The 26,745-nt window shown below is 33.7% G+C and carries 19 protein-coding genes; 6 read left to right on the plus strand and 13 right to left on the minus strand.

All coding sequences use genetic code 11. The features are described 5' to 3' along the window. The first annotated feature begins 247 nt into the window (after window positions 1-247). Window positions 248-1,540, plus strand: a complete 1,293-nt coding sequence (locus BOW57_RS03495) for an aminopeptidase P family protein (protein ID WP_129053055.1) — start codon at window positions 248-250, stop codon at window positions 1,538-1,540. Window positions 1,541-1,605: 65 nt separating this feature from the next. Here the strand turns inward: BOW57_RS03495 and BOW57_RS03500 are convergent, their stop codons facing one another. Next, a complete protein-coding gene (locus BOW57_RS03500) occupies window positions 1,606-2,124 on the minus strand; it encodes a ferritin (RefSeq protein ID WP_089054664.1) in 519 nt (172 codons plus the stop codon). A gap of 89 nt (window positions 2,125-2,213) precedes the next feature. Then, window positions 2,214-2,570, minus strand: coding sequence for a hypothetical protein (locus BOW57_RS03505; RefSeq protein ID WP_129023389.1), 357 nt, complete (start codon window positions 2,568-2,570; stop codon window positions 2,214-2,216). A 181-nt stretch (window positions 2,571-2,751) separates the two neighbouring features. Between BOW57_RS03505 and BOW57_RS03510 the strand changes: the two genes are divergently transcribed. Further along, window positions 2,752-3,555 (plus strand): TIGR00266 family protein, encoded by an 804-nt coding sequence (locus BOW57_RS03510; RefSeq protein WP_089054662.1) that lies wholly within the window; start codon window positions 2,752-2,754, stop codon window positions 3,553-3,555. A 96-nt stretch (window positions 3,556-3,651) separates the two neighbouring features. On the opposite strand, the gene BOW57_RS03515 is transcribed toward BOW57_RS03510, so the two are convergent. The 3 genes from BOW57_RS03515 to BOW57_RS03525 all read right to left on the minus strand — a co-directional run bounded on the left by BOW57_RS03515 (window position 3,652) and on the right by BOW57_RS03525 (window position 10,197). Beyond that, entirely contained in the window at window positions 3,652-5,511 is a 1,860-nt protein-coding gene (locus BOW57_RS03515) for a RagB/SusD family nutrient uptake outer membrane protein (protein ID WP_129053056.1), read from the minus strand. A gap of 4 nt (window positions 5,512-5,515) precedes the next feature. Further along, window positions 5,516-8,842: a TonB-dependent receptor gene (locus tag BOW57_RS03520; RefSeq protein WP_164973664.1), complete on the minus strand. Its 3,327-nt coding sequence runs from the start codon at window positions 8,840-8,842 to the stop codon at window positions 5,516-5,518. Between the two features lie 215 nt (window positions 8,843-9,057). After that, the gene (locus tag BOW57_RS03525) at window positions 9,058-10,197 is read right to left on the minus strand and encodes a FecR family protein (protein ID WP_129053058.1); all 1,140 of its coding nucleotides are present in this window, start codon (window positions 10,195-10,197) and stop codon (window positions 9,058-9,060) included. Window positions 10,198-10,363: 166 nt separating this feature from the next. Between BOW57_RS03525 and BOW57_RS03530 the strand changes: the two genes are divergently transcribed. Beyond that, window positions 10,364-10,906, plus strand: coding sequence for a sigma-70 family RNA polymerase sigma factor (locus tag BOW57_RS03530; protein ID WP_129053059.1), 543 nt, complete (start codon window positions 10,364-10,366; stop codon window positions 10,904-10,906). Between the two features lie 28 nt (window positions 10,907-10,934). After that, window positions 10,935-11,711 carry an alpha/beta fold hydrolase gene (locus BOW57_RS03535; protein WP_129053060.1) on the plus strand — a complete coding sequence of 259 codons (777 nt, stop codon included), beginning with the start codon at window positions 10,935-10,937 and terminating at the stop codon, window positions 11,709-11,711. Window positions 11,712-11,767: 56 nt separating this feature from the next. Here the strand turns inward: BOW57_RS03535 and BOW57_RS03540 are convergent, their stop codons facing one another. The 6 genes from BOW57_RS03540 to BOW57_RS03565 all read right to left on the minus strand — a co-directional run bounded on the left by BOW57_RS03540 (window position 11,768) and on the right by BOW57_RS03565 (window position 21,657). Then, window positions 11,768-14,533: a PD-(D/E)XK nuclease family protein gene (locus tag BOW57_RS03540; protein ID WP_129053061.1), complete on the minus strand. Its 2,766-nt coding sequence runs from the start codon at window positions 14,531-14,533 to the stop codon at window positions 11,768-11,770. A 63-nt stretch (window positions 14,534-14,596) separates the two neighbouring features. Next, a complete protein-coding gene (locus BOW57_RS03545) occupies window positions 14,597-16,060 on the minus strand; it encodes an OmpA family protein (protein ID WP_129053062.1) in 1,464 nt (487 codons plus the stop codon). A gap of 113 nt (window positions 16,061-16,173) precedes the next feature. After that, window positions 16,174-17,367 carry a glycine C-acetyltransferase gene (kbl, locus tag BOW57_RS03550; RefSeq protein WP_129053063.1) on the minus strand — a complete coding sequence of 398 codons (1,194 nt, stop codon included), beginning with the start codon at window positions 17,365-17,367 and terminating at the stop codon, window positions 16,174-16,176. Window positions 17,368-17,447: 80 nt separating this feature from the next. Continuing rightward, window positions 17,448-20,603 (minus strand): exodeoxyribonuclease V subunit beta, encoded by a 3,156-nt coding sequence (locus BOW57_RS03555; RefSeq protein ID WP_129053064.1) that lies wholly within the window; start codon window positions 20,601-20,603, stop codon window positions 17,448-17,450. 133 nt (window positions 20,604-20,736) lie between these two features. Then, on the minus strand, window positions 20,737-21,336 hold the full coding sequence (locus BOW57_RS03560) for a lipoprotein signal peptidase (protein ID WP_129053065.1): 600 nt from the start codon (window positions 21,334-21,336) through the stop codon (window positions 20,737-20,739). A gap of 120 nt (window positions 21,337-21,456) precedes the next feature. Beyond that, a complete protein-coding gene (locus BOW57_RS03565) occupies window positions 21,457-21,657 on the minus strand; it encodes a hypothetical protein (RefSeq protein ID WP_089057100.1) in 201 nt (66 codons plus the stop codon). Between the two features lie 177 nt (window positions 21,658-21,834). Between BOW57_RS03565 and BOW57_RS03570 the strand changes: the two genes are divergently transcribed. Together BOW57_RS03570 and BOW57_RS03575 are read left to right on the plus strand one after the other, a co-directional pair. Then, window positions 21,835-22,191, plus strand: coding sequence for a roadblock/LC7 domain-containing protein (locus BOW57_RS03570; RefSeq protein ID WP_089053285.1), 357 nt, complete (start codon window positions 21,835-21,837; stop codon window positions 22,189-22,191). Window positions 22,192-22,222: 31 nt separating this feature from the next. Further along, window positions 22,223-22,603 (plus strand): hypothetical protein, encoded by a 381-nt coding sequence (locus tag BOW57_RS03575; RefSeq protein WP_089053286.1) that lies wholly within the window; start codon window positions 22,223-22,225, stop codon window positions 22,601-22,603. A gap of 239 nt (window positions 22,604-22,842) precedes the next feature. Here the strand turns inward: BOW57_RS03575 and BOW57_RS03580 are convergent, their stop codons facing one another. Together BOW57_RS03580 and ileS are read right to left on the minus strand one after the other, a co-directional pair. Further along, window positions 22,843-23,223: a TraR/DksA C4-type zinc finger protein gene (locus BOW57_RS03580; protein ID WP_089053287.1), complete on the minus strand. Its 381-nt coding sequence runs from the start codon at window positions 23,221-23,223 to the stop codon at window positions 22,843-22,845. A 10-nt stretch (window positions 23,224-23,233) separates the two neighbouring features. Further along, on the minus strand, window positions 23,234-26,635 hold the full coding sequence (gene ileS / locus BOW57_RS03585) for an isoleucine--tRNA ligase (RefSeq protein ID WP_129053066.1): 3,402 nt from the start codon (window positions 26,633-26,635) through the stop codon (window positions 23,234-23,236). Window positions 26,636-26,745: the final 110 nt, after the last annotated feature.

Below are 26,745 nucleotides of genomic sequence, written 5' to 3' on the forward strand. Positions count from 1 at the left end.
CGTGAAACAAAACTGCCAATCTTTGTAGAGTTACTCGTGATCCTTCGACTTCGCTCAGGATGACAATATTGAGGAAATCTTTGCGAGCTTTGCGTAATTCTTAGCGCCCTTTGCGGTTAGAAAACTTTGTGTCTTAGTGCCTTCATGGCAAAACTCAAAACAAATAAGAAAACTTTAATAAATCTATCATACACTACTTTGTAAAAAAATGTAATTTTGAAATTCGAAGTTCAAAAACTAAGTTATTATGAAATATCATCAAATAAACAGCGCTCTTTTTGTAAAAAACCGCAAAAAATTCACGGCAGAAATGAAACCAAACTCTGTTGCCGTTTTCAATTCTAATGACATTTACCCAGTTAGTGCCGACAGTACTCTTCCGTTTGCACAGCACAGAGATATTTTTTATCTAAGCGGCGTAGATCAGGAAGAAAGCATTTTACTTTTATTTCCAGATGCACCTTATGAAAATCAAAAAGAGATTCTTTTCCTGAAAGAAACTAACGATCATATCGCTGTTTGGGAAGGTGAAAAACTAACTAAAGAACGTGCTTTTCAGGTTTCGGGAATTAGAACTGTTTATTGGCTGCAGGATTTTCATAAAGTCTTAAACGAAATGATGACGTATGCGGATACAATGTACATCAACACAAACGAACATTACCGCGCGTCTGTTGAAACTGAAACTCGCGAAGCACGTTTTGTAAAATGGTGGAAAGAACGTTACCCAGCACATAATGTTGCAAAAAGCAACCCAATTTTACAGCGAATTCGCTCTGTAAAAGAAAGCGAAGAAATCGATTTGATTCAGCAGGCTTGTGATATTACAGAGAAAGGTTTCCGCAGATTATTGTCGTTTGTAAAACCAAATGTTACTGAATATGAAATCGAAGCTGAATTGGCTCACGAATTTATCCGTAACCGCTCAAAAGGTTTTGCTTACACGCCAATTATCGCTTCTGGAAACAATGCAAATGTTTTGCATTATATCGAAAACAATCAGCAATGTAAAGCTGGTGATTTAATTTTGTTGGATGTTGCAGCTGAATATGCAAATTATTCAAGTGATATGTCGAGAACAATTCCAGTTTCAGGACGTTTTTCTGATCGTCAAAAAGCCGTTTACAATGCTGTTTTAAGAGTTAAAAACGAAGCAACAAAAATGCTTACACCAGGAACACTTTGGAAACAATATCATATTGAAGTTGGTAAAATTATGACTTCTGAATTACTTAGTTTAGGCTTAATTGATAAAGCTGATGTTCAGAACGAAAATCCAGAATGGCCTGCTTACAAAAAATATTTCATGCACGGAACGTCTCACCACATGGGACTTGACACACACGATTACGGTTTGCTTCACGAACCTATGAAAGCGAATATGGTTTTTACGGTTGAACCAGGTATTTATATTCCTGCTGAAGGTTTCGGAATTCGTTTAGAAGACAATGTTGTCGTTCAAGAAAAAGGAGAGCCTTTTAACTTAATGCGCAACATTCCGATTGAAGCTGATGAGATCGAAAGCTTGATGAATGAATAAATAAACAAAGCCCTTAATAATTTCGAATCATTAAGGGCTTTTTTAATTTTATAAATTGGGTTTACTTATCCAATTTTAGCTATTTGCACATCTAATTGAAATTTGCCGTCAGCTGCGTTTTCGTTGATCAGTTCAAAAAGCTCTAAAGCTCTTCTTGCATTTTTCTCTTCTTCTCTTTGCTCAGCCACATACCACATCATAAAATCTTCTGTAGCATAATCATTTTCAGCTCTGCATTTTGCGATTACTTTATTGACTGCCTGAGTTACTGCAATTTCATTTTGTAATGCGATTTCAAATACTTCTTTAAAAGAAGCAAATTCTTGCTGCACTTCTGGAACAGATGGCGTAACTGCAATCCCTCCCATGTCTGTAATATATTTGAAAACTTTTAGAAAGTGCTCTCTTTCTTCTTCGGCTTGCTTATACATATAAGATGCTGTATTTGCGTAACCATTTCTATCCAGCCATGCAGCCATAGCTAAATATTTGTTAGAAGCGTCGCTTTCTAATTTTGCTTGTAAGTTCAATATATTTTCGATTCCTTCAACTAATGAAGTACTTGTTCTTAGTAAATCTTTCATAACCTTTAATTTTTATACGTGTAAAATTACAAAAATTAAAGACGGCAGCTCTAAACACCTGAAAATTTGGATTTAATCTAAGTAAGAATCTAAATAAGCTCTACATTAACAATATTGCAAAGCATAGAATGTAATGTAAGGGTAAATTTAGTTCCGTTCAATAAATCTCTCAACTGCACTATTTCGCAGATAGTAAGATTTCTGGAAAAATTTCTTTTGGTAGTTTCAATCAACTGCGCATCTGACTGATCAGATAGGTCATAAAGCATGTTAAGAATGTCAACGCTGTTAACCTTTCTTTGAAAAATCAAAAAATCCTGAATTCTATAACTTGACACTGTATCAACAAAATTGATAATAATGCTATTGGTCAAATCACATTGATAACTGTATCCTTTTTCGGTTTCAAATAATACTTTGGTGGTCAAATCACTAACTAATGCCATTCTGATAAAATATAATAACGGTGCAAAAATATAGAATTTAAAGCAATAAAAAACATAATTAAGACTAATTTAAAATAACAAAATCATATAATATTCTTAAAAACAGCCGAAGTACACAAAATGCTGTAACATTCGATAGCATTTTGTGTCTAATTTTAAAAACCAAAAAAATTTAGAAATTATGCAGGCACACGAAATAGATTATCAGATTTTTGGAGAAGAAATGCAGTATGTTGAAATAGAACTAGACCCGCAGGAAATTGTAATTGCCGAAGCTGGAAGTTTTATGATGATGGAAAACAATATCCAGATGGAAACGATATTTGGAGACGGTTCTCAGCAACAAGGTTCAGGTTTGTTTGGCAAACTTTTAAATGCAGGTAAAAGAGTTCTTACTGGCGAAAGCTTGTTTATGACAGCATTTTTAAACCAAGGAAATACTAAAAGCAAAGTATCATTTGCATCGCCATATCCAGGAAAAATCCTTCCAATTGATTTAACAGAATTTCAAGGTAAATTTATCTGTCAAAAAAGTTCCTTTTTATGCGCTGCCAAAGGTGTTTCTGTTGGAATAGAATTTTCTCAGAAATTAGGACGCGGTTTATTTGGAGGCGAAGGTTTTATCATGCAGAAAATTGAAGGAGACGGAATGGCATTTGTACATTCTGGCGGAACAATGGCTAAAAAAGTATTAGGTCACGGCGAAGTTTTAAAAGTAGATACAGGATGCATTATTGGTTTTACCAAAGATGTAGATTATGATATTGAGTTTATTGGCGGAATCAAAAATTCTATTTTTGGCGGCGAAGGATTATTTTATGCTACTTTAAAAGGTCCGGGAACAGTTTACATACAGTCACTCCCATTCTCAAGACTGGCTGACCGCATTATTGCATCGGCACCGAAATCTGGCGGAAACAGTCGTGATGAAGGAAGTCTGCTTGGCGGATTAGGAAATCTTTTGGATGGCGATAATCGTTTTTAATTTTATAGAATGACTTTCAGAAATGGAAGTCATTTTAATTTATAAAAAGAAGGGCAGCTCTTTCGAACTGCCCAAAGCACCTAACCAAAAGTGCACTTAATACCCATTAGTACCAAATTCTTTGGCATTTGAAATTGCATCCAAAAATGATCTCGGAATTGGTCTAACAGTATGTTTGCCTTCAACAAAATTTGTTCCTGCGATTGGGTTTGTCTGATCCAAATAAGTTTTAGTTAACTTTCCTGTACGTTTTAGATCAATCCATCTTGTATGTTCGCCAGATAACTCTCTTGCTCTTTCTTTTAAAATAAAATCGATATTCATTTGAGCACCTGAAACCAACATTTCGCTTTCTCTTGATGTTAACGCGGCTCTTTTTCTAAGAGTATTTACATAGGTCAATGCCTTAGCCTGATTATCTGTTAAAATAGCTGCTTCTGCCGCTATCAAATACACTTCTCCCAAACGAATAATAGGAATATCTCCTAACCAATACTGATTGCTTTGACAATACAATGCTGCAGAAAATTTTCGCATGGCTGGAAAAATATTAATAAGATTGGGATCGTTTGGATACATTGCAGGATCCTTATACTTATTGGTTCCTGATTCGAAAATATCACTTGGATCAGCTACAAGCATTGGCATTTTGCTTTTCACAACTGGATCGATATTCCAATTTGGAGTGAATACAGCTAAACCTTCATCATTATTCATATTAATTTGTTCCTCTATTCTTTGCGAATAAAAATTAACCGCCGGAAGTGCCTGTGCTAATGTGTTTTTAATGGTATAACCAACTACCGAAGGATCTTTTTTATAAGCCGTCGCCATAGTTTGTGTAATCGTTTTATTTGCTGCAGCATAAAACTTGTACGTAAATGTTTCTGCAAAACGTGTATCTGCTGGCGATTGTACAGGCGTAAACACTTCTGTCAACAAATATTTACTTGGTTTTAGCAAACGGCTATTGGCTCGTCCGTACAAAATACTAGTTGCTCCTGCTCCCCATTCAGCTCCTCTAGTTGCTAAATCTGGCAAATAATACTGTCTTGTTCTTCCTCTGTTGAAACCTTCTGGATTAAGACCTCCAGGATCAATTCCCTGAGTAAACAAAAATTCTGTGTTTTTCTTATTATTGCTGCCTTCCCATAGCTTCTTAAATCCCGATTTAGCATTGTCGCTTAAATATAAAGCAGTCTGGTATTTTGTTGCATTATTAATTAATTCTTCAGCGGTTTCTAAAGCCAATTTTGCATACTCAGAAGCGTCTCCTAATCTTGTTCTCTGCAGATATACTTTTGACAATAAACCATAAGCTGCTTTTTTAGCCACTCGTCCTTGTAAAGTCTGCTGCACTGGGAGATTTGCACAGGCAAATTTTAAATCTTCAATAATTAAATCGTAAAACTCTTTCTCGGAACTACGCACTGGAGCGTTATCTGCTCCTTCGATAATAGACGATTTTGTTCTTAAAACTACACCTCCAAATTGTTCTACCAATGTAAAATTACTAAAGGCTCTTAAGAAATAAGCTTCTGCCAATTTTGCATTCAACTCTTCTGTAGAAGCATAACCTTTAACATCTTTTGAATAATAAATTGCTGTATTGCATAGATTAATAGTCGTGTAAGCTGTACCCCAAATTACTTTAATATTTCCGTCATCTGGATTTAACTGACTGGCATATTGCGTAAAACCAATTCCGCTATTACTCACGTTCTCCCAAGAATCGGTTCCTGCTTCTGTAGGCGCTATGTAATCAACCTTTCCGTGCAGGAAATATAAATTCTCATAACAACTGTTGATTAATCCTTCGAATCCCGGCCTTTCGCTATAGGATTTATCCAAAGAAACAGTAGTAAGATTTTTTTCGTCTAAACTGCATGACTGAGTTAATCCAGCCATAAAAAACGTTAAGACAATTACTGATTTTAATTTTATATATTTTTTCATGATACTACAATGATAAATTAAGACCGAAAACAACTTGTTTAAATAATGGGAATGAATCTGACCCTCCACTTTCTGGATCTACATTTTTCAACAAATGACTACGGCTAAAAACAAAAGGATTATAAGATGTTAAATAAAGTCTCAAATTACTTAAACCCGTTTTTTTAAGAAAATCTTCGGGCATAGAATAACCAAGAGTAATATTCTTGATTTTTATATATGATGCATCTACAAGCTCTAATGACGATTGAAATTGTGTATTAAAACTGCCTCCCGGTCTAGGAAAATCATTTGTTGGATTATCTTGTGTCCAGTAACTATACGTTTCCGGCTGTGCTTCTTTGTTCCAATAACCCAAAACCTGAGCACGCATCATACCGCCTTGTCTTCCGTTTACAAATATTGTAAGATCAAAATTCTTGTACTTGAATGTGTTTTGGAAACCAAAGAAATAATCTGGAACATTATTCCCTACAATCATTCTGTCTTTTGTAGAATAAACGTGTACTCCATTATCAGAAACTCCATTAGCATCAACTTGCGGCACTGTCTGCAATTTTATGTCTCCAGGTTTTGCACCATATAAAGCGGCTTCGGTTTCTTGACCCAATTGCCAGATTCCTATTTTTTTATAATCATAAAACACACCGCCTGACGCTGGAGTCTGCCCAATGAAGAGACCTTCAGAGATTAATTCATTAACGGTTAAATTCCCTAAATCAATATTGGTCAGCTTTTCTGTGGCATGTGTAAAGGTGAATGAAGTATTCCATTTAAAATTTTCGGTATCAATATTTTTAGTATTTATAGAAAGTTCAAAACCTCTGTTTTGAGAAGTTGCAATATTAGAAGTCTTTTTATAAGGTGTTTTAGCATCGTAACCTCCTGAACTTGTAGGCAGACGACGATCCCATAAAATACCATCTGTATTCGTCCAATAATATTCGGCTACAAGATCAATTCTATTTTTTAAAACAGAGATATCTAAACCTAAATTAGTATTTGTAGAACGTTCCCAAGTTAAATCTGAATTTGAAATATGCTCAGTAGGAACATACATTGGCAAAGCTGTACCACCGCCAAGAGAAAGACTGCTTGTTTTAGTAGAGGTACGAGTCAAACTAGAGTAAGGATCAATATTTGCCGATCCCGAAACACCATAACCAAGTCTCAGTTTTAAATTATTTAGCCATGAACTCATTCCTTCCATAAAACTTTCATCGCTGATACGCCAAGCCAATGATGCAGATGGAAAAGATGCCCATTTATTACCTTCCGCCAAAGGAGAAACTCCATCCCAGCGATTGGTTAATTGAAATAAGTATCTTCCTTTAAAGCTGTAATTAAAACGACCCGCAAATGACATTCTGTTAAACTGACTGTAAGCATTCATTCTGGTAGTTAGATTTTTTACCGCTCCCATGTTATAAAACTTAAAGTCGTCGTAATCTATACCATTACCGCCTAAATAAGCTCCCTCTGATCTGCTGTCTGCCCAAGAAGTAATTCCTGTTAAACCAAAATCATGATCTTTACCAATTTTAAAGTTATAGCTCAAAATATTTTCCCAGATATAACTATAAGCCAGTTCATTATTATAAGTGGCTTCGCTAGCAGTTCTACCTTCCGTTAACAGATTGTATGAATTTTTATTTTGAAAAGTCCCCGCTCTGCTTCCTGAAAATCGAGTTCCTAAATTAGATCTTAACTTAAAATTTTTAGCAAATTCAAACTCCAAATAAGGATTGAATTGTACATTATAACTTAATGATTCATTAGCAAAAGCCCCTGGATAATTATTCGCCAAAATACTAATGTTGTTTTGATCTCCTTCGATTGGATAAAGATTCACAACACCATTTTCATCAAACGGAACTCCTAAAGGATAAACACTGTATGCTTTATTAATTCTACTGTTGGTTGTGCTGTTTTTACGATAGTTTAAAATCAATTGGAAACCTGTTTTAAATTTATTACTAAATTTAATATCAACTCCTCCTCTGGAATTAAAGCTGTTTACTTTATCATTTTCATAAATTCCTTCTTCACCTATATATCCTAAAGAAAAATACCCTTGTACTTTTTCAGATCCGCCTCTCATAAAAAGATTATGGTTTTGCTGCGTTCCTACTTGTAAAGTTTTATCGATCCAGTTTACATATTGTCCTTTTTCAATCGCGGCAACTGCTGATGCGTTCAAACCTAAATCTGTTAAATTCGTTGCTTGGTAGCCATTGTCTAAATAAAATCGGTCTTTTTTATAGTTTAACCATTTCTCTCCTGTAAGAGGAGCAGGAAAAGAAGAGAAACCATTTAGTCCAAAATAACTGTTAAAGTCAATTTGTGTTTTTCCTGCTTTTGCTTTTTTAGTGGTAACAATAATAACCCCATTCGCGCCCGAAGAACCATATATTGCAGTAGACGAAGCATCTTTTAAAACATCAATACTTTCTATATCATTCGGATTCAAATTATCGATGCTAGAAGGAAGTCCGTCAACAATATACAACGGATCCTGACTCGCTGTCAAAGATCTATTCCCTCTTAATAAGACTTTTGGAGATGTTCCAGCTTTTCCAGATCCACGTTGAATATCCAGACCCGAAACTCTCCCTTGAAGTGCTTCCATCGGACTTAAAACTGGACTTAAAGCAATATCCGTTGATTTCACAGTTGCTACAGCTCCTGTCAAATCTTTTTTCTTTACCGCACCATAACCAACAATTACAACTTCATTTAAAGCTGCATTTTGCTCGTTTAAAATCACACTCAAAGACTTACTTTGACCAACCGTTACTTCTTTGTTCTCAAATCCTATAAAAGAAAAAACTAAAACACTATTGGCTCCATTTATACGAATTATAAACTTTCCGTCTAAGTCGGTTTGTACGCCATTTTTAGTTCCTTTTTCAGTAACATTAGCTCCTGGTATGGGCATATTCTTCGAGTCGGTTACAACTCCAGTAACTTCAATACCTTGTTCGATTATAACCTTCTGAGCTACATTTTTTTCCTGAAGATGTACTTGCTGTTTTTTCTTTACCAAAATAATCTGGCGATCATTTATCGTATAAGAAATATCGGTTCCTTTAAAAACCTCTTCTAATATTTCGGTTATCCCCTTTTTCTTTACATTAACTGTCACCTTTCTGTTCAGGTCAATTATACTGCTTTCAAAAAGAAATCTGTATTCTGAAACAGATTCTACTTTGTTAAACAGCTTTTCGACTGGCGCATTCTTTATGTTAAATGTAAGCTTTGTATTTTGCGAATAGACACTTGCTTGAATTTTCATCAAAGAAAGTATCAGTAATAATGTGGTTAGTTTCATTCTTAGACTAATTTTAGGCAAATAAGGACTAAGCCAATTCCTCTTAATTATTTTTTTCATAATTTTGGATTGATTTTAAATGATTTAATTTCGATACGTCGTTTGAAACACTTAAATCGGGAAATACTGGTACTATTTTCCGATTTTACTTCTTATGTTTCTCAAAAAATTACATCCTCTTCATAATTTCTTTTTTTTGGTTGGTTAGTAAATAGTTAGTTTATTTTTATAAGCTTTCCTTCTATTTTATAAGTAAAGCCTTGAATTTTACTCATTGTTTCTAATACCTTTTCTATACTTTCAATATTCTTATTGAAACTGGCATTGAATTTTTTATCTAAAATATCTTTCCTGTTATTTTCAATAGTAACATTGTAAGTCCTTTCTAGTTTTATTATAATATCTTTAAAAGCCGTTTTTCTGAAAACAATTTCACCATTTATCCATTCGGTATAAAAACGGGTATCTACTTTCTCTTTAGCTATCTCCATATTTCGACTATTCCAAGATCCTTTTTCACCTGGAACCAGCATTGTTTTTGTATTTGCATTAGCAGCATCAGACAAACTCACCGAACCTTCGACTAAAACTGTATTGATATCTGTATCTTCTTTATAAGAACTCACATTAAACTTTGTTCCCAAAACTTTCACATTTACACCTCTTGTTTTAACAATAAATGGATGCGCTTTATCTTTTGCAACATCAAAAAAAGCTTCTCCTTCTAAAGCAACTTCCCTATTATGTCCCTTAATAAATTGAACTGGATATTTCAAAGAAGAACCAGCGTTCATATTGACCAATGTTCCATCCGATAATGTTATTTTAAAAGTCTTACCGTACGGAATTTTAATTTCGTTGTAAACCAATTTGTTCATTGACTTAGCCGAATGATAATTAATCTCATTTTCTTTTTGAGAAGCCACTACTTCTCCATTTTTCTTGATAATCTGTTGTTCTCCATTCGGATTTAAAATCTGAATATCTCCATTTTCTAAAACCAATTGAATGGCATTAGGAGAAACTGCTTTATTATTTTGTTTACCCGTTTTGTACTGAAAAACATACACTAAACCTAATACGCAAAAAAACATTGCCGCATATTGAAAAATACTCCTCCAATTGATTACAACTGATTTTTTTTCCAGATTTAGTTTCACTTGTAATTCTTCCCAATTCTTATCAGCGTCAATAGATTCCAAATACAACAGCGCTTCTTCCAGCAAACCATTAATCTGAAGATTTTTTATCAATTCCTGATCTTCAAAGGGCAGTAATTCAATTTTAGACGTATCAAAGTTCTTTTTCGTCACTATTTCCCTAAGGATATCGAGCAATTGTGAGTTTCTGTTCATTGTTTTATATAAGTGGTTATTTGTATAGGTTAGAAAAAAAGTTTTTTAGGGTGACAACTAATCAAAAAATTTTGATTTTTTTTACACTTTGTTGAAAATAAATAACTTTTTATTTTACATTTGACACCGTGTAATCCATTACAGAACGAATAAATGCAATTCTCAGATGTCTAATTTTAAGGATTTAAAAGTATTTGAAGCCTTGTACAAAGAACATTTTGCTTTTTTTTCCTTAGTCTCTTTTAACATAGTTAAGGATAAAGATGCAGCAAAAGATCTGGTACAAGATTTTTTTATGTACTTATGGGAAAAAGAAGAATCATTGAATTTTACCATTTCATTTAAGGCATATGGTACAAAAGCAATCAAAAACTTAAGTCTGCAGCATTTAGAAAAAACCAAGACTATCAGTCTAAAAAATGCAAAAATTGCCCTTCCAAAATCTGAAGAAGAACTTGCATTTGAGAACACAGAAGAAAACAAAAAGCCTAAAATTCAAACATTAATTGACAAAATTCCGCAATCGAGAAGAGAAATTTTTATATCGCATGTAGTCGAAGGACTGAGTTACGCAGAAATTGCCGAAGACCAGAACATCTCAATAAATACGGTAAAAACACAAATGAAAAGAGCTTATGCCTCCTTAAGAGACTCTAAAAACACTTTGCACTTAAAATTCATCCTATATTTCATATGGCTTATAAAATAACTTATTTTTGCTATATAAAATTTACATTTTGAATTACACTTTATACAAAAACACAAAAATATCTTACTCCGATACTGGAAAAGGAAATACAATTGTTTTACTTCACGGTTTTCTAGAAAACAAAAAAATGTGGAAAGATTATGTTGCTCTTTTCTCAGAAAAATATCGCGTAATAGCAATCGATTTATTAGGTCACGGCGAATCCGATTCTCTAGGTTATGTTCACGAAATGGAAGATAATGCGAATGCTGTTCACGAAGTTTTACAGCATTTAAAAATTGAAAAAGCAACTATTCTCGGACATTCTATGGGCGGCTACGTTGGTTTGGCTTTCGCCGAATTGTTTCCGAATAACATAAAAAAACTAGTTTTACTAAATTCAACTTCTAAAGAAGACAGTGCTGAAAAAAAAATAAATAGAACTCGCGCCATAAAAGCAGTAAAACAAAACTATGTTGGTTTTGTAAGTTTAGCTATTGCTAATTTATTCAGCGAAACCAATCGCGCTCGATTAGTAAAGGAAATTGAAAACGCAAAAGAACAAGCTCTAAAAACACCATTACAAGGAATTATAGCTTCTTTGGAAGGAATGAAAATACGAAAAGACAGAGAAGCGCTTTTACATGAAAATCGATTTCCTGTTTTATTAGTTTTAGGCAAAAAAGACCCCGTTTTAAGCTATGAAGAAAGTCTTTCTCAAATTCATGACACAACAGTTGAATTAGTTTCGTTTGAAGACGGACATATGAGTCACATCGAAAACAAAGAAGAATTAAAAACAATCCTGCTTAATTTTTTCGATTAAAAAAACGAATTCACTTATTATTACCGAATAAAATTTTCAAACAATTTTCTAATTGTTTAACTTATCTTTTCTTCAAAAGGAATAGTTACGTCTAAGATTTCCTTTAGAAGTAAAACGATTTCCTCTAGGTAATTTTTCAAAATTTCGTTAGTCACTGTCAAATTCAATTCTTTATCTTCTTTGAAACCAAATGGCAGAAAACCTGATTTTAGATTTTTAAATGATATAATTCCAACTTCCATAGGAATATCTCCTGCTTCATTCTCAAACATGAAAGCATAAGCTAAAACCTGAATTATTTTATCATTTTTAAGCTCTTGTGTCAAGCCATTCCATGATTTAAGCACGACATTAGCCTTTTCGACTTTTCCTGTCTTATAATCAATAATTCGTATTCTTCCGTTTCGAAGCTCAATACGATCCACATTTCCTTTAATTAAAACTGGGAATGGAAGATTAGGGTGATTTAATTCACGCTCGAATGTTTTCTCTAAAGCTATAATCTTAACCGCATCACCATTTTTCACAGCATCCAATTCCATTTTCAAGAAATTAGAAACATTTCGTTTAGCTACTTCAAAAGCCAAAAGATTGCGGCCTTTTTTAATTTCACCTTCTTTATAAACCAATTTAAACTGCTTTAAAACTTCATCATCCAGCAAATTGAAGCAATTTTTAATATCTGCCTCCGAAATAAACTTATCAATAAAAGGATCATACAACGCCTTTAAAGTTTCGTGAATAATAGTTCCAAGCGTATTTAAAGCAATATTCTCCTCCACCTCTTCAACTTCTCTAATGCGAAGAATCTTTTGAAAATAAAAATCAATTGGATTTCTAATATAACTTGTCAAAGCCGAAGGCGAAAAACCGGCAGCAGCAATTTCTTTCAAACGTTCTAATACCGCTTCTGATTTTGGAACCACCATTGGCTGATAAGCCGTATCTGGCAAAACAGGATTATATATGTCAAAAGTCAAATTGTGATTAGACTGTTTTTCTACTTCTAATTGTGTAATAAAACGACTTCGTTCCCCAGCATCTAAACCATCATTCTCTGTATTGTAAATCAGATAAATATTTTTTGCTCTTTGCAATAAATGATAAAAGTGATAGGTATAAATTGCGTCTTTCTCTTTAAAAGTCGGCAATCCAAGTTCTTTTTTAACATCATAAGGAATAAAGGAATTTTGAGATTTTCCGGCAGGAAACTTCCCTTCATTCATCGAGGTTACAATAACAGTCTCAAAATCTAAAACACGACTTTCAAGAACCCCCATAAGTTGTAAACCACGTAAAGGCTCACCTTCAAAAGAAACCTCCGCCACATCAATAATCTGCTTATAAATTGCATGAAGCGTATCAATATTATCAATGTGCTTGTGTTGCGAATAATAATTAATTAATTTATTAATCACTTTAAAAACAGCGTACACAAAAGTTTTAGCAATCTTTTCTTCTTCATTATCACTGCTGAAATTTTCTTTAATCAGCAGTAAAATTGCCGAGATATTCTCCAAAACCGCAATAGACCCATTCTCCCATTTCTGAAACAGTAAAGAAAATAACTTACTCGGATTTGGATTGAGCTCTAAAATCTTATTTAAAGTAATAAAAGTATAATTATTCTCTTTAATGATTTTCACCAAATGATTACTGTCAGCATATGGCTCAACTAACGGATGGGTTAAAATATCTAGAACATCTTTATAATAAAAAACATAACTGCCGCCTGCACGAGAAAGTGCATTAGTATGCATTTTGAAAAATTTTGCCACCAATATCTGTGACGGATTATTCTTTCCAGAATATCCCATCGTAATATTTAATGCTCCAACCGACGAAGGAAGTGCATACAAAATTGGAATTAACAAATTTTCTTCACCCAGCACAACTGCTACTTTATCAAGGCTTGCTGCGGGATTAGCAGTCATTAAATCCTCAATTATACTACCAGCCAATTTAGCCTGTCCAATTGTCTTTGGAGTACCAATAACTTGAATGTTTTTAGTTTGAGAAAAATCATCTACAATCCATTCAAAAGGATGTGATTTGTAACGCTTCCAATTCTGTTTAAAACGACGAACAAAAAGTCCTGCATCATGAAATGGATCATTTAGAAATGTCTGGTCAACATCCCAGTAAATTCTCGCTTGATCTAAAGCCAAAAGATGTTGTACAATTTTTTCTTCAGCCGCATTCAAAGCATTGAACCCCGCAAAAATAAAATTATGATTCGAAATTGTATTAGAAAAATGATTCAGATTATTTACTGCTTCTCGATAAATTAAGCCCTGATAACCAATCGCCTTATTTAACAAATGGTTATAAAGTGATTCATAATACAATGGAAGAAGTTTCCAGAAATCAATATAATTTTCTAGTAGTTTTGTTTTATTTTCAACTTCAACTCCCCATTTCTTAATATCCTCGATGTCTTTTAAATAAGACAAAACATATGAAGGATCTAACAAATAGCGATCAATTTCATTAAAATCCTGCAGAAGCGTTTTAGCCCAATTTGCAAAAAGCTCAAAAGATTGCTGATTTTGCTTTTCTGTAATAGACAAATAGACTTCATAAAACTCAAACAATAGCTCTATTGCATCTATAGAACGGATTGATGCAACGTCTTGAACAAAATCTTCAATACTAATAATATTGGGCGAAAGAATTGTCTTTTGAGTTTCTTTTTTAAGCGCTTCGATTAAAAAAACCTTAGCTCTCTTGTTGGGTAAAATAATAGTAGTTTCCGCAAGTTTATCAGAATAATCTTGAATTACAACCGCTGCTATTTTTTCTAGAAAAGAAATATTTATCATTTGATAAAAATAAAAAAAGCCATTCAATTAAGAATGGCTTTTGATATTTATTTAGAAAATAAATTAGATTTTACCTTGGTATTTAGAACCAATGTGTCTAATTTCTGTTCTTCTGTTTTGTGCTTTACCTGCAGCAGTTTTGTTACTTGCAACTGGTTGAGAAGCTCCAAATCCTTTAGACTCTAAGTTTTCTGGATTAACACCTCTTTGAACTAAAGCATCTAATACAGCTTTTGCTCTGTCTTCAGAAAGTTTTTGATTCAATTTAGCAGAACCTGTGCTATCTGTGTGTCCTTCAATAGAGAATTTCGCGTTTGGATAGTTTTTAAGGATTTCTTTAATTGCATCTAATCTAGCTGGAGTTTCTTTGTCTCCTGTTTTGAAAGTAGCTTTACCTGAGTTAAAGTAAACTGCTCTTGCTTGAACTTTAAGATCTTCTAAAGCTTCAGTTGTAACTTCAGGACATCCTCTGTTTGAAGCAGGACCGTATACTGTAGGACAATCGTCATCTTTATCAGCAACACCATCTTTGTCAGCATCTAAGAAAGGACAACCACCATTTTCTTTTGGACCAGCAACTGTAGGACATTTGTCATCTTTATCAGCAATACCGTCTCCGTCTGTATCAGGACAACCTTTTAAAGCAGCTAAACCAGCAACATCTGGACAAGCATCATCTTTATCAGCAATTCCGTCTCCGTCAGTATCAGGACATCCGTTTAATGCAGCTAAACCAAATACATCTGGACAAGCGTCAGAAGCATCAACGATTCCGTCACCGTCAGTATCAGGACATCCGTTGAATTGTTTTAAACCAGCAACATCTGGACAAGCATCATCTTTGTCATAGATTCCATCTCCGTCAGTATCTTTACCTCCAAATTTGAAAACTAGACCTGCAGTGTGTTGGAAATGAGATGGAGCATCTGGAACACCAGTCGCATCTTGTCTATCACCACTAACTGACCATTTGTATCTTGTAGCAAGCTCAAGACCAATAGCATCTGTAAACCAGAAAGTAACACCAGCACCTGGGTTAACAGTTCCGTAGCTGCTATCTCCAAAGAAAGTGTAACCACCACCTACAGATAACGAAGGATCAATCACTTTAGATTTGATTAATTCTTGGAAGCTGTATTTGATAGTAGCATCAATTCCGTAGTACATCAAGTCACCAGGATTAGTAACTACATTACCTCTTCCGTCATGGCCTGGAGTAGCTGGAGAGAATGTAACATATTTATCAATTTTGTTTACAGACCCTTGTAAACCAACAGAAAAACCTTTACCTACATATCTATTTACACCAATGTAAGATAATGAAGGAAGAATGTTCCAGTTGTCTTTTACAGCGAATGGCTGAGAAAAATGTTGATCAAAGAAACCGCTTCCGGCACCAGAACTAGTTCTTGTATCAACTGCATTAACTCCAAATGAGATCGCCCATGGATTGTTACTGTCTTGTGCGTGAGAACTTAAACCCATCGCCATCATCACAGCAACTAAAAGTTTGTTAAGATGTTTCATACTTAATTTTTTTAATTACAATTTAGTTAATTACAAGCAAAAGTAACACCAAATTTTTTAAATACAAAATCAAATGTTAAAAAAAACCTACAAAAATTTCCCGAATGTGGTAATTATATAACTTTTAACATTTTTCCAACTGATACAAAGGCACTTACAGCCTTGTCTAAATGTTCTTTTGTATGAGCCGCAGAAAGTTGCACTCTGATTCTTGCTTTTTCTTTTGGCACTACAGGAAAAAAGAAACCTATTACATATATACCTTCTTTTAAAAGCTCGTCTGCCATAGTCTGCGACAATTTCGCATCATACAACATTACAGGCACGATTGCCGAATCACCATCAATTATATCAAACCCGGCATTTTTCATACCTTCTTTAAAGTAATTTGTATTCCACTCTAATTTATCTCTCAAAGAAGTATCTTTTTCTAACAGTTCAAAAACCTTAATAGACGCTCCTACTATTGCAGGCGCAAGCGAATTTGAAAACAAATAAGGTCTTGAACGCTGACGCAGCAATTCAATAATTTCTTTTTTAGCTGTAGTATATCCTCCCATAGCACCGCCAAGAGCTTTACCAAGAGTTCCTGTAATAATATCTACACGTCCCATTACTCCTTTTGCTTCAAGAGTTCCTTTTCCAGTTGCACCAATAAAACCTGCAGCATGACATTCATCTACCATAACCATTGCATCATATTTATCAGCTAGATCACAGATTTTATCTAGAGGCGCCACTAAACCGTCCATAGAAAAGACTCCATCTGTAACTATTAATTTAAAACGAGCGCCTGCTTCGTTTGCTTTAATTAACTGTTGCTCTAAGTCATCCATATTGTTGTTTTCATAGCGGTAGCGCGCTGCTTTACACAGACGAACTCCATCAATAATAGAAGCGTGATTTAAACTATCAGAAATAATCGCATCATTTTCTCCTAATAAAGGTTCGAAAACACCACCATTTGCATCAAAAGCCGCTGCATATAATATAGTATCTTCTGTACCATAAAAATCAGCAATCTTTTTTTCTAGTGTTTTATGAATATCTTGCGTTCCACAAATAAAACGAACTGATGACATTCCAAAACCATGAGTATCCATAGCATCTTTTGCCGCTTGAATAACCTCTGGATGCGAAGAAAGTCCTAAATAATTATTTGCACAGAAGTTCAAAACTTTCTCTCCTGTAGAAATAGTTATTTCTGCATCTTGTGCAGAAGTTATAATACGTTCTTTTTTAAAAATTCCGTTTTCTTCAATAACCTGCAATTCTTTTTGCAAGTGTTCTTTAATTTTACCGTACATTTCTATTTATTTAAAACGTTAAAAATTAACACTATAAGCCGTTTTTGACCGTATAATTCTTTAACATCTGATTAATATTTTCACAAATTTACTACATCGATTTCGGTTCCTATATACACCAAAGCCTTTTTTAACACTTTATATCCCAAATCTTCTACTGCGTCCTGATATTCCTGAATTTGAAGCTTATACTTTGAATTAACTGCTCCTGTTTTATAATCCAGCAAAAAAGCTTTTTTATCTTTTGTCAAAACGATTCGATCTGGCTTCAATATTTTTCCTTCCTTCTGGACAATCGTCTGTTCATTTAAAATATGATTTTCACCATCAAAACAAATACTCAATTCCGGATGATTAACGATCTCTAAAAGCGTTTTCAAAACCGCTTCTCGTTGCTCAATTGTAATTAATCCATTTTCAATTGCTTTAGTGACTGCCAAATCAATATCTGATTTATCTTTTACAAAAGCCAAAATTTCGTGCACAATATTTCCATATGATATCGCTTCCTGCTGATGAGTTCCCCACATGAGCGCTTCTCTCTGAGCAATCTTAATATTTTTAGGATTCAAAACCTCTTTTACAACCGGAATTATTTTTACCAAATCGGCTGCTTCTGACGATGTTGAAAGTTTTGTTTTGTTTCCAAATTCATATTCTAAGTTCTCAGATTCATAAACTCCTTCATGAATTAGATATTTTATAAAATAGGAAGCCATATTATTAGGCCACTCTCCGTCTTTTCTTTCTTTTAAAGATTGCGTAATAACATACAATTGCTCTTCCGCACGTGTTAACGCAACATACAAAACATTTATGTTATCCAATAATTCTTCTTGCTTCTTTTCATTAAAAACAGCCGAAGCACTTTCACCAAAACCTTCAACTGCACTGCTATTATCAACCAAAGCTCTTGGAACTCCCAAATCTTCTGCTTCAGTATCGAGCCATAATTTATCCTTTGGTTTACGATCATAATCTTCTTCTGCAAATGGCATAATTACAACTGGAAACTCCAAACCTTTAGATTTATGAATCGTCATAATACGAACTGCATTATTTCCTTCAGGAGAGGGAATACTAAATTTCTCAGAATTCTTTTCCCAGTAATTTAAAAAATCAGCAATTCCAGCCTGATTTCTAATATCTCTTTCTAAAACGATATCAAGAAAAAACTGTACATAAGCATTTCCCTCAGGCGGAAGAATAAATTTTGAGATAATTATCTCTACAGCTTCGTAAAGTGATTTTTTGCGAATATTTTCAAAAGAAAGAGAAACATCAAAAGTCAAAAGCCATTTCTCAAAATCAGATTCACTTTTATAAGCCATCCCTTGAGCAATAAAATCATGCATTGGCATTTCAACATTTAAAGTATTCCCTAAGAAATGAAGAAAATGCGCTTTTGATTCTAAATCTCTGCTATTATTCAAATACTTCAACAAATGAACAATCAATCTAACTTCTGTTGCATTTTGAATCATCAAGGTTTCTGATGACAAAAGCGGAATTCGCTGCTCTGTTAGATAATTTGCAATTGCTACCCCCTGTCCTCTTTTTCGAGTTAAAATAACAATATCTTTATACTCAAATCCTTCTTGAACAACTTTTTGAATTGTATTTAGTGTTGCCAAAACATACAAATCAGATTTCTCAACAGCATCTTCTTCGTCTGCTTCATTCTTTTCAATTATTGGCAGAAAAGAAATATTTACATATCCGCCTTTTTTTGAATTAGTATTCTGAAAACTATGATTTTCATACAAATCTTTATAATCTAAGTTTGAAAACTCACTCGAAATGAGTTTAAAAAAAGCATTATTAAACTCAATAACCTCACTATAACTTCTATAGTTTGTATTTAAATGTTTAATTTCTTTATCTGGATTATTAAAAGGATTTGAATCTTTGCTTAATTCAATAAACTGTTCCGCCTTCCCGCCTCTCCATCGATAAATGGACTGTTTTGGATCACCAACAATCATCAAAGTTCCTTTGTTCCCTAAATCATCTTGACCAGAAAGTGCATTATCAATTAATGGAATTAAATTTTGCCACTGCATCTCAGAAGTATCCTGAAACTCATCAATAAAAAAATGACGATAACGCTCTCCTAAGCGTTCATATATAAAAGGAGCAGGCTGGTTCTGAATTTCTCGATGAATAATAGCATTAAATTCAGAAATGGACAAAATATTTTGTTCTGTCTGAATTTTCGCCAATTCATTACTAACTGTATTAAGTAATGACAAAGGCGTAATGTTTTTCAAGAACGCTTTATAGAAATCTCTTTTTTCAAAGTTCTTATAAATCTTCTTTAAAATACTCAGCAATTCTGGAATCAAGCTTTCTATTAATGCTTTATCTTTCGCTGTTTTATTAATTGCAATATCATCAAATTCATGAAAAGTTTTATTTCTTGGATTAAACTTTCCATCACGAATACTTTCAAGATGATTTGGAAATGTTCCTCTTGAAAAAGATTTCAAATCAACACCATTTCCGTCCAGTAACGAAAGTGCTTCTACCGCAAATTGTTCATTCTCTGACTCCAAATCCTTGCACAAAGCAAGCATCTTCTTTTTTATAACAACAAATTCCTCTATGGTTTTGTCATTAAAATGTAAAATCTCATTTCGATTATTCTCATTCAAAACTAAACGTCCTGTTTCAAGAATTTCACGAGAAACATCCCAGCTTTTATCATCATCTGTCTTCTCCATCGTGAAGTCGATCAGTAATTTAGTCAGCGTTTCATCTTGACCAGCTTGAGCAATAATCGCATCGACTGCCTCAACCAATAAATTTTCTGTATCCAGGGTAACCTCAAAAGTCATTGGCAGATTTAGATCATGAGCAAAAGCTCTAATCACTTTATGAGTAAATTTATCTATGGTAGAAATATCAAAAGCCGCATAATTATGAATTAAGTGTTTTATGATACTTTGAGATTTTATTTTGATTTGAATAATCGAAAGCCCCGTTTCGCGAGACAAATCTTCCATTAAATCAACTGCTTTTGCAGAAGGCTCTTCTTTCGCAAATTCAGACAAACTCCCTACAATACGGCTTTTCATTTCATGAACCGCTTTGTTGGTAAATGTTATCGCGAGAATATTTCGATAAGCATCATTTTTTGGAGATGAAAGAATAATTTTAAGATATTCTTTAACCAAAGTATAAGTCTTCCCTGACCCTGCAGAGGCATCATAAATTGAGAAAGACGGACTTTGCATAAGTTGAAGCTTTTGTATGGTAAAAATAGCACAATATTATTAAATCCCAATAATGAAAAATTCCAAATCCCAATATTTACCTGCAATGAATGCCTCAAATATTGAAATTTGGAATTTTACTATTTTGAAATATTTATGTGTGTTTTGGGAATGCTCTTTTATTAAAAACTAATAATATTCCAACTCCTGTAGAGATAGCCATATCGGCAACATTAAAAATGGCATTAAAAAACATAAAATGTTTACCGCCAAAAACAGGTATCCAAGAAGGCAGATTACCTTCCCAAATTGGAAAATAAAACATATCAACTACTAAACCATGAAACCATGTTCCGTATGGTTCAGGTGAGAAAATTGTTGCTAAACTATGCGTACTGTCGTCAAAAATTACTCCATAAAAAACAGAATCAATAATATTACCAGCTGCTCCTGCAAATATTAATGCGATAGAAACAATCAGATAAGTAGAGTGACGTTTTTTTATAGCATCTGAAAGCCACCATCCAATTCCGAATACGGCAAAAATTCTAAAAACTGTTAGGATTAGTTTTCCATATTCTCCTGGTATTTTTGTCCCCCATGCCATTCCTTCATTTTCTATAAAATGAATTCTAAACCAATCAAAAATTACAACTTCTTCACCTAAAACAAAGTTTGTTTTTACATAGATTTTTGAAAGCTGATCGACAATTAAAACTAAAAATATAAGGAAATACGCTTTTCGTAATGACATTTTAAGGAATTTTGATGGGCAAAAATAGTAATTAAATCAAAAAAAACGTCCCTAAAGGAACGTTAATTCTTTGCTGTAAGTCTAAACCTCATCAGTTTTCATTAAACACAGTCCGAAAATCTACTTTTTTGCTGTTGCAGGACTATCAGCAAAAAAATTAGAAATAGATTTAAGCAACCCCTTTCCTTCTGCCCCTGCGGTACTTTTTTTTGCCGCAGCTTTGCTCAAATCAGATTTAAATTTTGTTCTTAACTTCTCAAATTCCTTCATTCTGCTCTCAACATCAGAATTTACATCTTTGAATTTCAATACTTTAGCCATACTGTAAGTTTTATAAGTAAAAAAATAAAATAATAACGATTTGATATTACAATGATACATATTTTAATTTATATTTGTTAATAAAATTAACAATTGTTTAGTTATTACAATAAAAAAATTGCCGAACCGATGTGAAATACCACCTATTTTTAACAACATCCTTAATCCTACAAAAATATGAACGAAATCACTTCTGCATTAAATGACTTTTTAACCACTACCAAAGCAACTGCGGCTTTAATTTTAAACGGAAAAGGAAAACTCATCACCTCTCTGAATTTAGATTATGGAGACAGTGTTGCTGCTATGAGTGCAGCAATTTTATCAATGAGTGAAAAGTTTCTCCTTGATCTAGAAAAAGGACTACTTAAACAACTTTATCTAAAAACCTCCGAAGGTGTAGTTATTGGAAACAAAATAAGTGGTACGAATTTCGTCATTGTGTTTTCAAAAGAAGGAAGCAACCTTGCCTTATTAATGCGTTCAACTGATGAACTATCCTCAGAACTTAGTAAAAATTCCCTATTGAAATAACATAAATCTATTAACCACAAACCCAAAAACTATGAGCAACGATTTTTTAAACGTGTTTTTAAATGAGATGAAAACTAATGTAAATGGCTTTATTGCTGTATCTGTAACTGAAATTGAGTCAGGATTAAGCTTTGGCAATTTAACTATTGATCCAGCTTTTGATCCAGAATTAGCAGCAGCTTACAACCTTGAAGTTGTAAAAGCTAAATTAAATGCAGTAAAAGCTTTAAACTTAAATCAAGATATCGAAGATATTTTAATTACGCTTTCAAATCAAATTCACGTTATCGACATTTCTCCTAACAAAAAATTCATGATTTATTTGGCTGCTGATGCACAAAAAGCAAATCTTGGAATGACAAGAGCCGTTTTAAGAAAACACAAAGCAGACTTAGAAAAAAATCTTGCTTAATTTTCATTATTCTTAAAATTAGAACTGTCTGAAATTGGGCAGTTCTAATTTAAACATACTTCTTTTGCCTCTGCAATTACGATTCCTACAAAAAGCAAATCCAAAAAACAGCAGCTACCTTTTACTTTGAAAACAAATTCTTTCAAATAGATCTAAACAACAGCATTACTATTCCTTAAAAACATTAAACAAAAAAAACGCCCCTAAAAGGAGCGTTATTTTTTGGATAGATATATTTATTATCTCTGCAAATTTTTAGCTTCGATACTCATTGTTGCATGAGGAACGATTTTAAGCCTTTCTTTGCTGATTAATTTACCTGTTACTTTGCAAATACCATATGTTTTATTTTCAACACGGAATAGCGCATTTTTTAAATCGCGAATAAACTTTTCTTGTCTGATAGCCAACTGAGAGTTTGCTTCTTTAGACATTGTTTCGCTTCCTTCTTCAAAAGCTTTAAAAGTTGGAGAAGTATCGTCTGTTCCGTTATTTAAATCGTTCATATAAGCACTTTTGATCAAATCAAGATCTTCTTGTGCTTTTTTTATTTTGCTTTGTATTATTTCTTTGAACTCCGCCAAATCAGCGTCAGAGTATCTTGTAATTTCATCTATCATAGTATTTATCTTATTTTGAAATTAATATCACTGTTTTAATATCATCAAACTCAATTTCTGTGCCGTTTTCTAAAGCGTCTACAAAAACCAAATCATCTGTTAATGTCTCAGACTTAATATAGTCTTCATTTTTCAAAATAGCTTCTTCTAAAAGTCCATTTCGTTTAATTTGAACTTTGATCTTATCAGTAACTTCAAATCCTGAATCTTTACGGATATTCTGAATTCTGTTTACTAATTCTCTCGCGATCCCTTCATTTTTCAATTCTTCAGATATTGTAATGTCAAGCGCAACTGTAATTCCATTTGAATTTGCAACCAGCCATCCTTCGATATCTTGCGATGTTATTTCGACGTCTTCTAATGATAAAGTTACATTATTTCCAGAAATAACAATATCCAGCGTTCCCTGCTTATCTAACTGATTAATCTGTTCTGCCGAAAAAGCTTGTATCTCTTTAGAAATCAGACCCATATCCTTTCCAAAACGAGGTCCCAATGCTTTAAAATTAGGTTTAATTTGCTTTACCAAAATACCTGAATCATCATCTAAAAGCACGATTTCTTTCACGTTTACTTCGGCTTTTACAAGCTCAGAAATAGCCTCAATTTCAGCTCTCTGATTCTCGTCAAGTACTGGTATCATTACCTTTTGCAGCGGTTGACGTACTTTGATCATTTCCTTTTTACGAAGAGATAAAACTAAAGAAGAGATTGTCTGCGCCTTCTGCATTTTACTCTCTAACGTTTTATTAACAAAGTTTTCGACAAATTTTGGGAATTCAGCCAAGTGAACACTGGCGAATTGCTCAGTTTGCGTTGAACTTGTCAAATCTCTGTACAACTTATCCATGAAAAAAGGAGCGACTGGAGCGCTTAATTTACTTATCGTTAATAAACAAGTATAAAGCGTTTGGTAAGCTGCAATTTTATCATGAGCATATTCTCCTTTCCAGAAACGACGACGACACAAACGAACGTACCAGTTACTCAAATTCTCCTGAACGAATTCAGAAATAGCTCTTGTAGCTTTTGTCGGCTCATAATCCTCATAACATTCATCAACAAACTTTACTAAAGTATTCAGCTCAGATATGATCCACTGATCGATTTCTGGTCTTTCGTTTAACGGAATTTCTGCTTCAGCATATTTAAATCCATCAATATTAGCATATAATGAGAAAAATGAATACGTGTTATATAAAGTTCCAAAGAATTTACGACGAACCTCAGCGATTCCTTCGATGTCAAATTTCAAGTTATCCCAAGGATTTGCATTTGAAATCATGTACCAACGTGTAGCATCAGGACCGTATTCTGCAATGGTTTCAAAAGGATCTGTTGCGTTCCCTAAACGTTTCGACATTTTTTGTCCGTTTTTATCCAAAACAAGACCATTCGAAACTACATTTTTATAGGCAACTTTATCAAAAACCAAAGTTCCGATAGCGTGTAAAGTATAAAACCACCCGCGCGTTTGATCAACTCCTTCTGCAATAAAATTTGCTGGAAAATCTTTATTATCGTCAATTTTATCTTTGTTTTCAAAAGGATAATGCCATTGTGCATAAGGCATTGCTCCAGAATCGAACCAAACATCAATTAAATCGCTTTCACGTTTCATTGGCTGCCCTGAAGCTGAAACTAAAGTAATCTGATCAACTACATTTTTATGCAAATCAATTAAATCATAATTAGATTCAGACATATTTCCGATTTCAAAACCTTTGAATGGATTTTCTTTTTGAAAACCTGCTTCGATAGATTTCTCGATCGCATTGTACAATTCTTCTACAGAACCAATAAGAACTTCTTCTTTTTTGTCTTCAGTTCTCCAAATTGGCAACGGAATTCCCCAATATCTAGAACGAGATAAGTTCCAGTCGTTAGCATTTTTAAGCCAATTTCCAAAACGTCCTTCACCAGTAGACTTAGGTTTCCAATTGATAGTTTCGTTCAGGTCGAACATTCTATCTTTTACATCGGTTACTTTAATGAACCAAGAGTCTAGAGGATAATATAATAACGGCTCATCAGTTCTCCAGCTGTGTGGATAACTGTGTACGTATTTTTCAACCTTAAAGGCTTTATTTTCTTCTTTTAATCGAATAGCAATTTCAACATCAACAGAACGCTCTGGCGCTTGTCCTGCATCATAATATTCATTCTTAACGTATTTACCAGCAAGTTCACCAACATGCGAAGTGAATTTTCCTTGCAAATCTACTAAAGGAACAGCAGTTCCGTTTTCGTCTAAAACCAACATTGGCGGAACTTCTGGTTTTGCTTCTTTTGCTACTTTAGCATCATCTGCGCCAAAAGTCGGCGCTGTATGCACAATTCCCGTTCCGTCTTCCGTAGTAACGAAATCTCCAGAAATCACTCTAAATGCATTTTCAGGATTCTGATATGGCAATACGTAAGGCAATAACTGTTCGTAACGGATTTCTACTAAATCTGCTCCTTTTGCTTCGGTTAAGATTTTGTACGGAAGTTTTTTATCGCCGTTTTTAACGTTATCAAAATCAGCGTCATCTTCACTTAAGAAAAATCCTTTTCCGAATTGTTTTCCAACTAAGTTTTTAGCCAAAACAACATTGATTGGCTCAAAAGTATATTGATTGAAAGTTTTTACTAAAACATAATCAATTTTTGGTCCAACTGTCAAAGCTGTATTCGATGGTAATGTCCAAGGCGTTGTCGTCCAAGCTAAAATGTGGATATCTCCAAAACCTTGTAAAAAGCTTGGAAGCGTCTCTGGCAAAGTTTTGAATTGCGCTACAATTGTAGTATCTGTAACATCTCTGTAAGCTCCAGGCTGATTAACTTCGTGAGAAGATAATCCAGTTCCCGCTTTAGGAGAATATGGCTGAATCGTGTACCCTTTGTACAACAAACCTTTATCATAGATTTGTTTTAAAAGCCACCAAACAGATTCCATATATTTTGGTTTATAAGTTACATATGGATCTTCCATATCTACCCAATACCCCATTTTTTCGGTCAAATCATTCCATACGTCGGTATAACGCATAACGGTTTTTTTACACGCTTCGTTATATTCTTCGATAGAAATTGTTTTACCAATATCTTCTTTTGTAATTCCTAGTTCTTTCTCAGTACCTAATTCTACAGGCAAACCGTGAGTATCCCATCCGGCTTTTCTTTTTACCTGAAAACCTTTTTGAGTTTTATATCTGCAAAAAATATCTTTAATCGCACGTGCCATTACGTGGTGAATTCCTGGTAATCCATTTGCTGAAGGCGGACCTTCAAAAAATACGTAAGGTTCTGCACCTTCGCGAGTAGTTACACTCTTTTCAAATATATTTTCTTTCTTCCAAAAATCAAGAACTTCAGACGCTACAGTTGGCAAGTCAAGTCCTTTGTATTCAGTAAATTTTGTGCTCATTTTATCCTTTTCTTAAACGAGGTGCGAAAGTAAGGAATTTTGAGGGAAATAGAGAAAAGATGACGGAAAAAAGACTAATAACAGGTAATTTCACGTGGATTCCGCAAAAA

This window comes from Flavobacterium sp. YO64 (assembly GCF_004119505.1).
Lineage (GTDB): Bacteria > Bacteroidota > Bacteroidia > Flavobacteriales > Flavobacteriaceae > Flavobacterium > Flavobacterium oncorhynchi.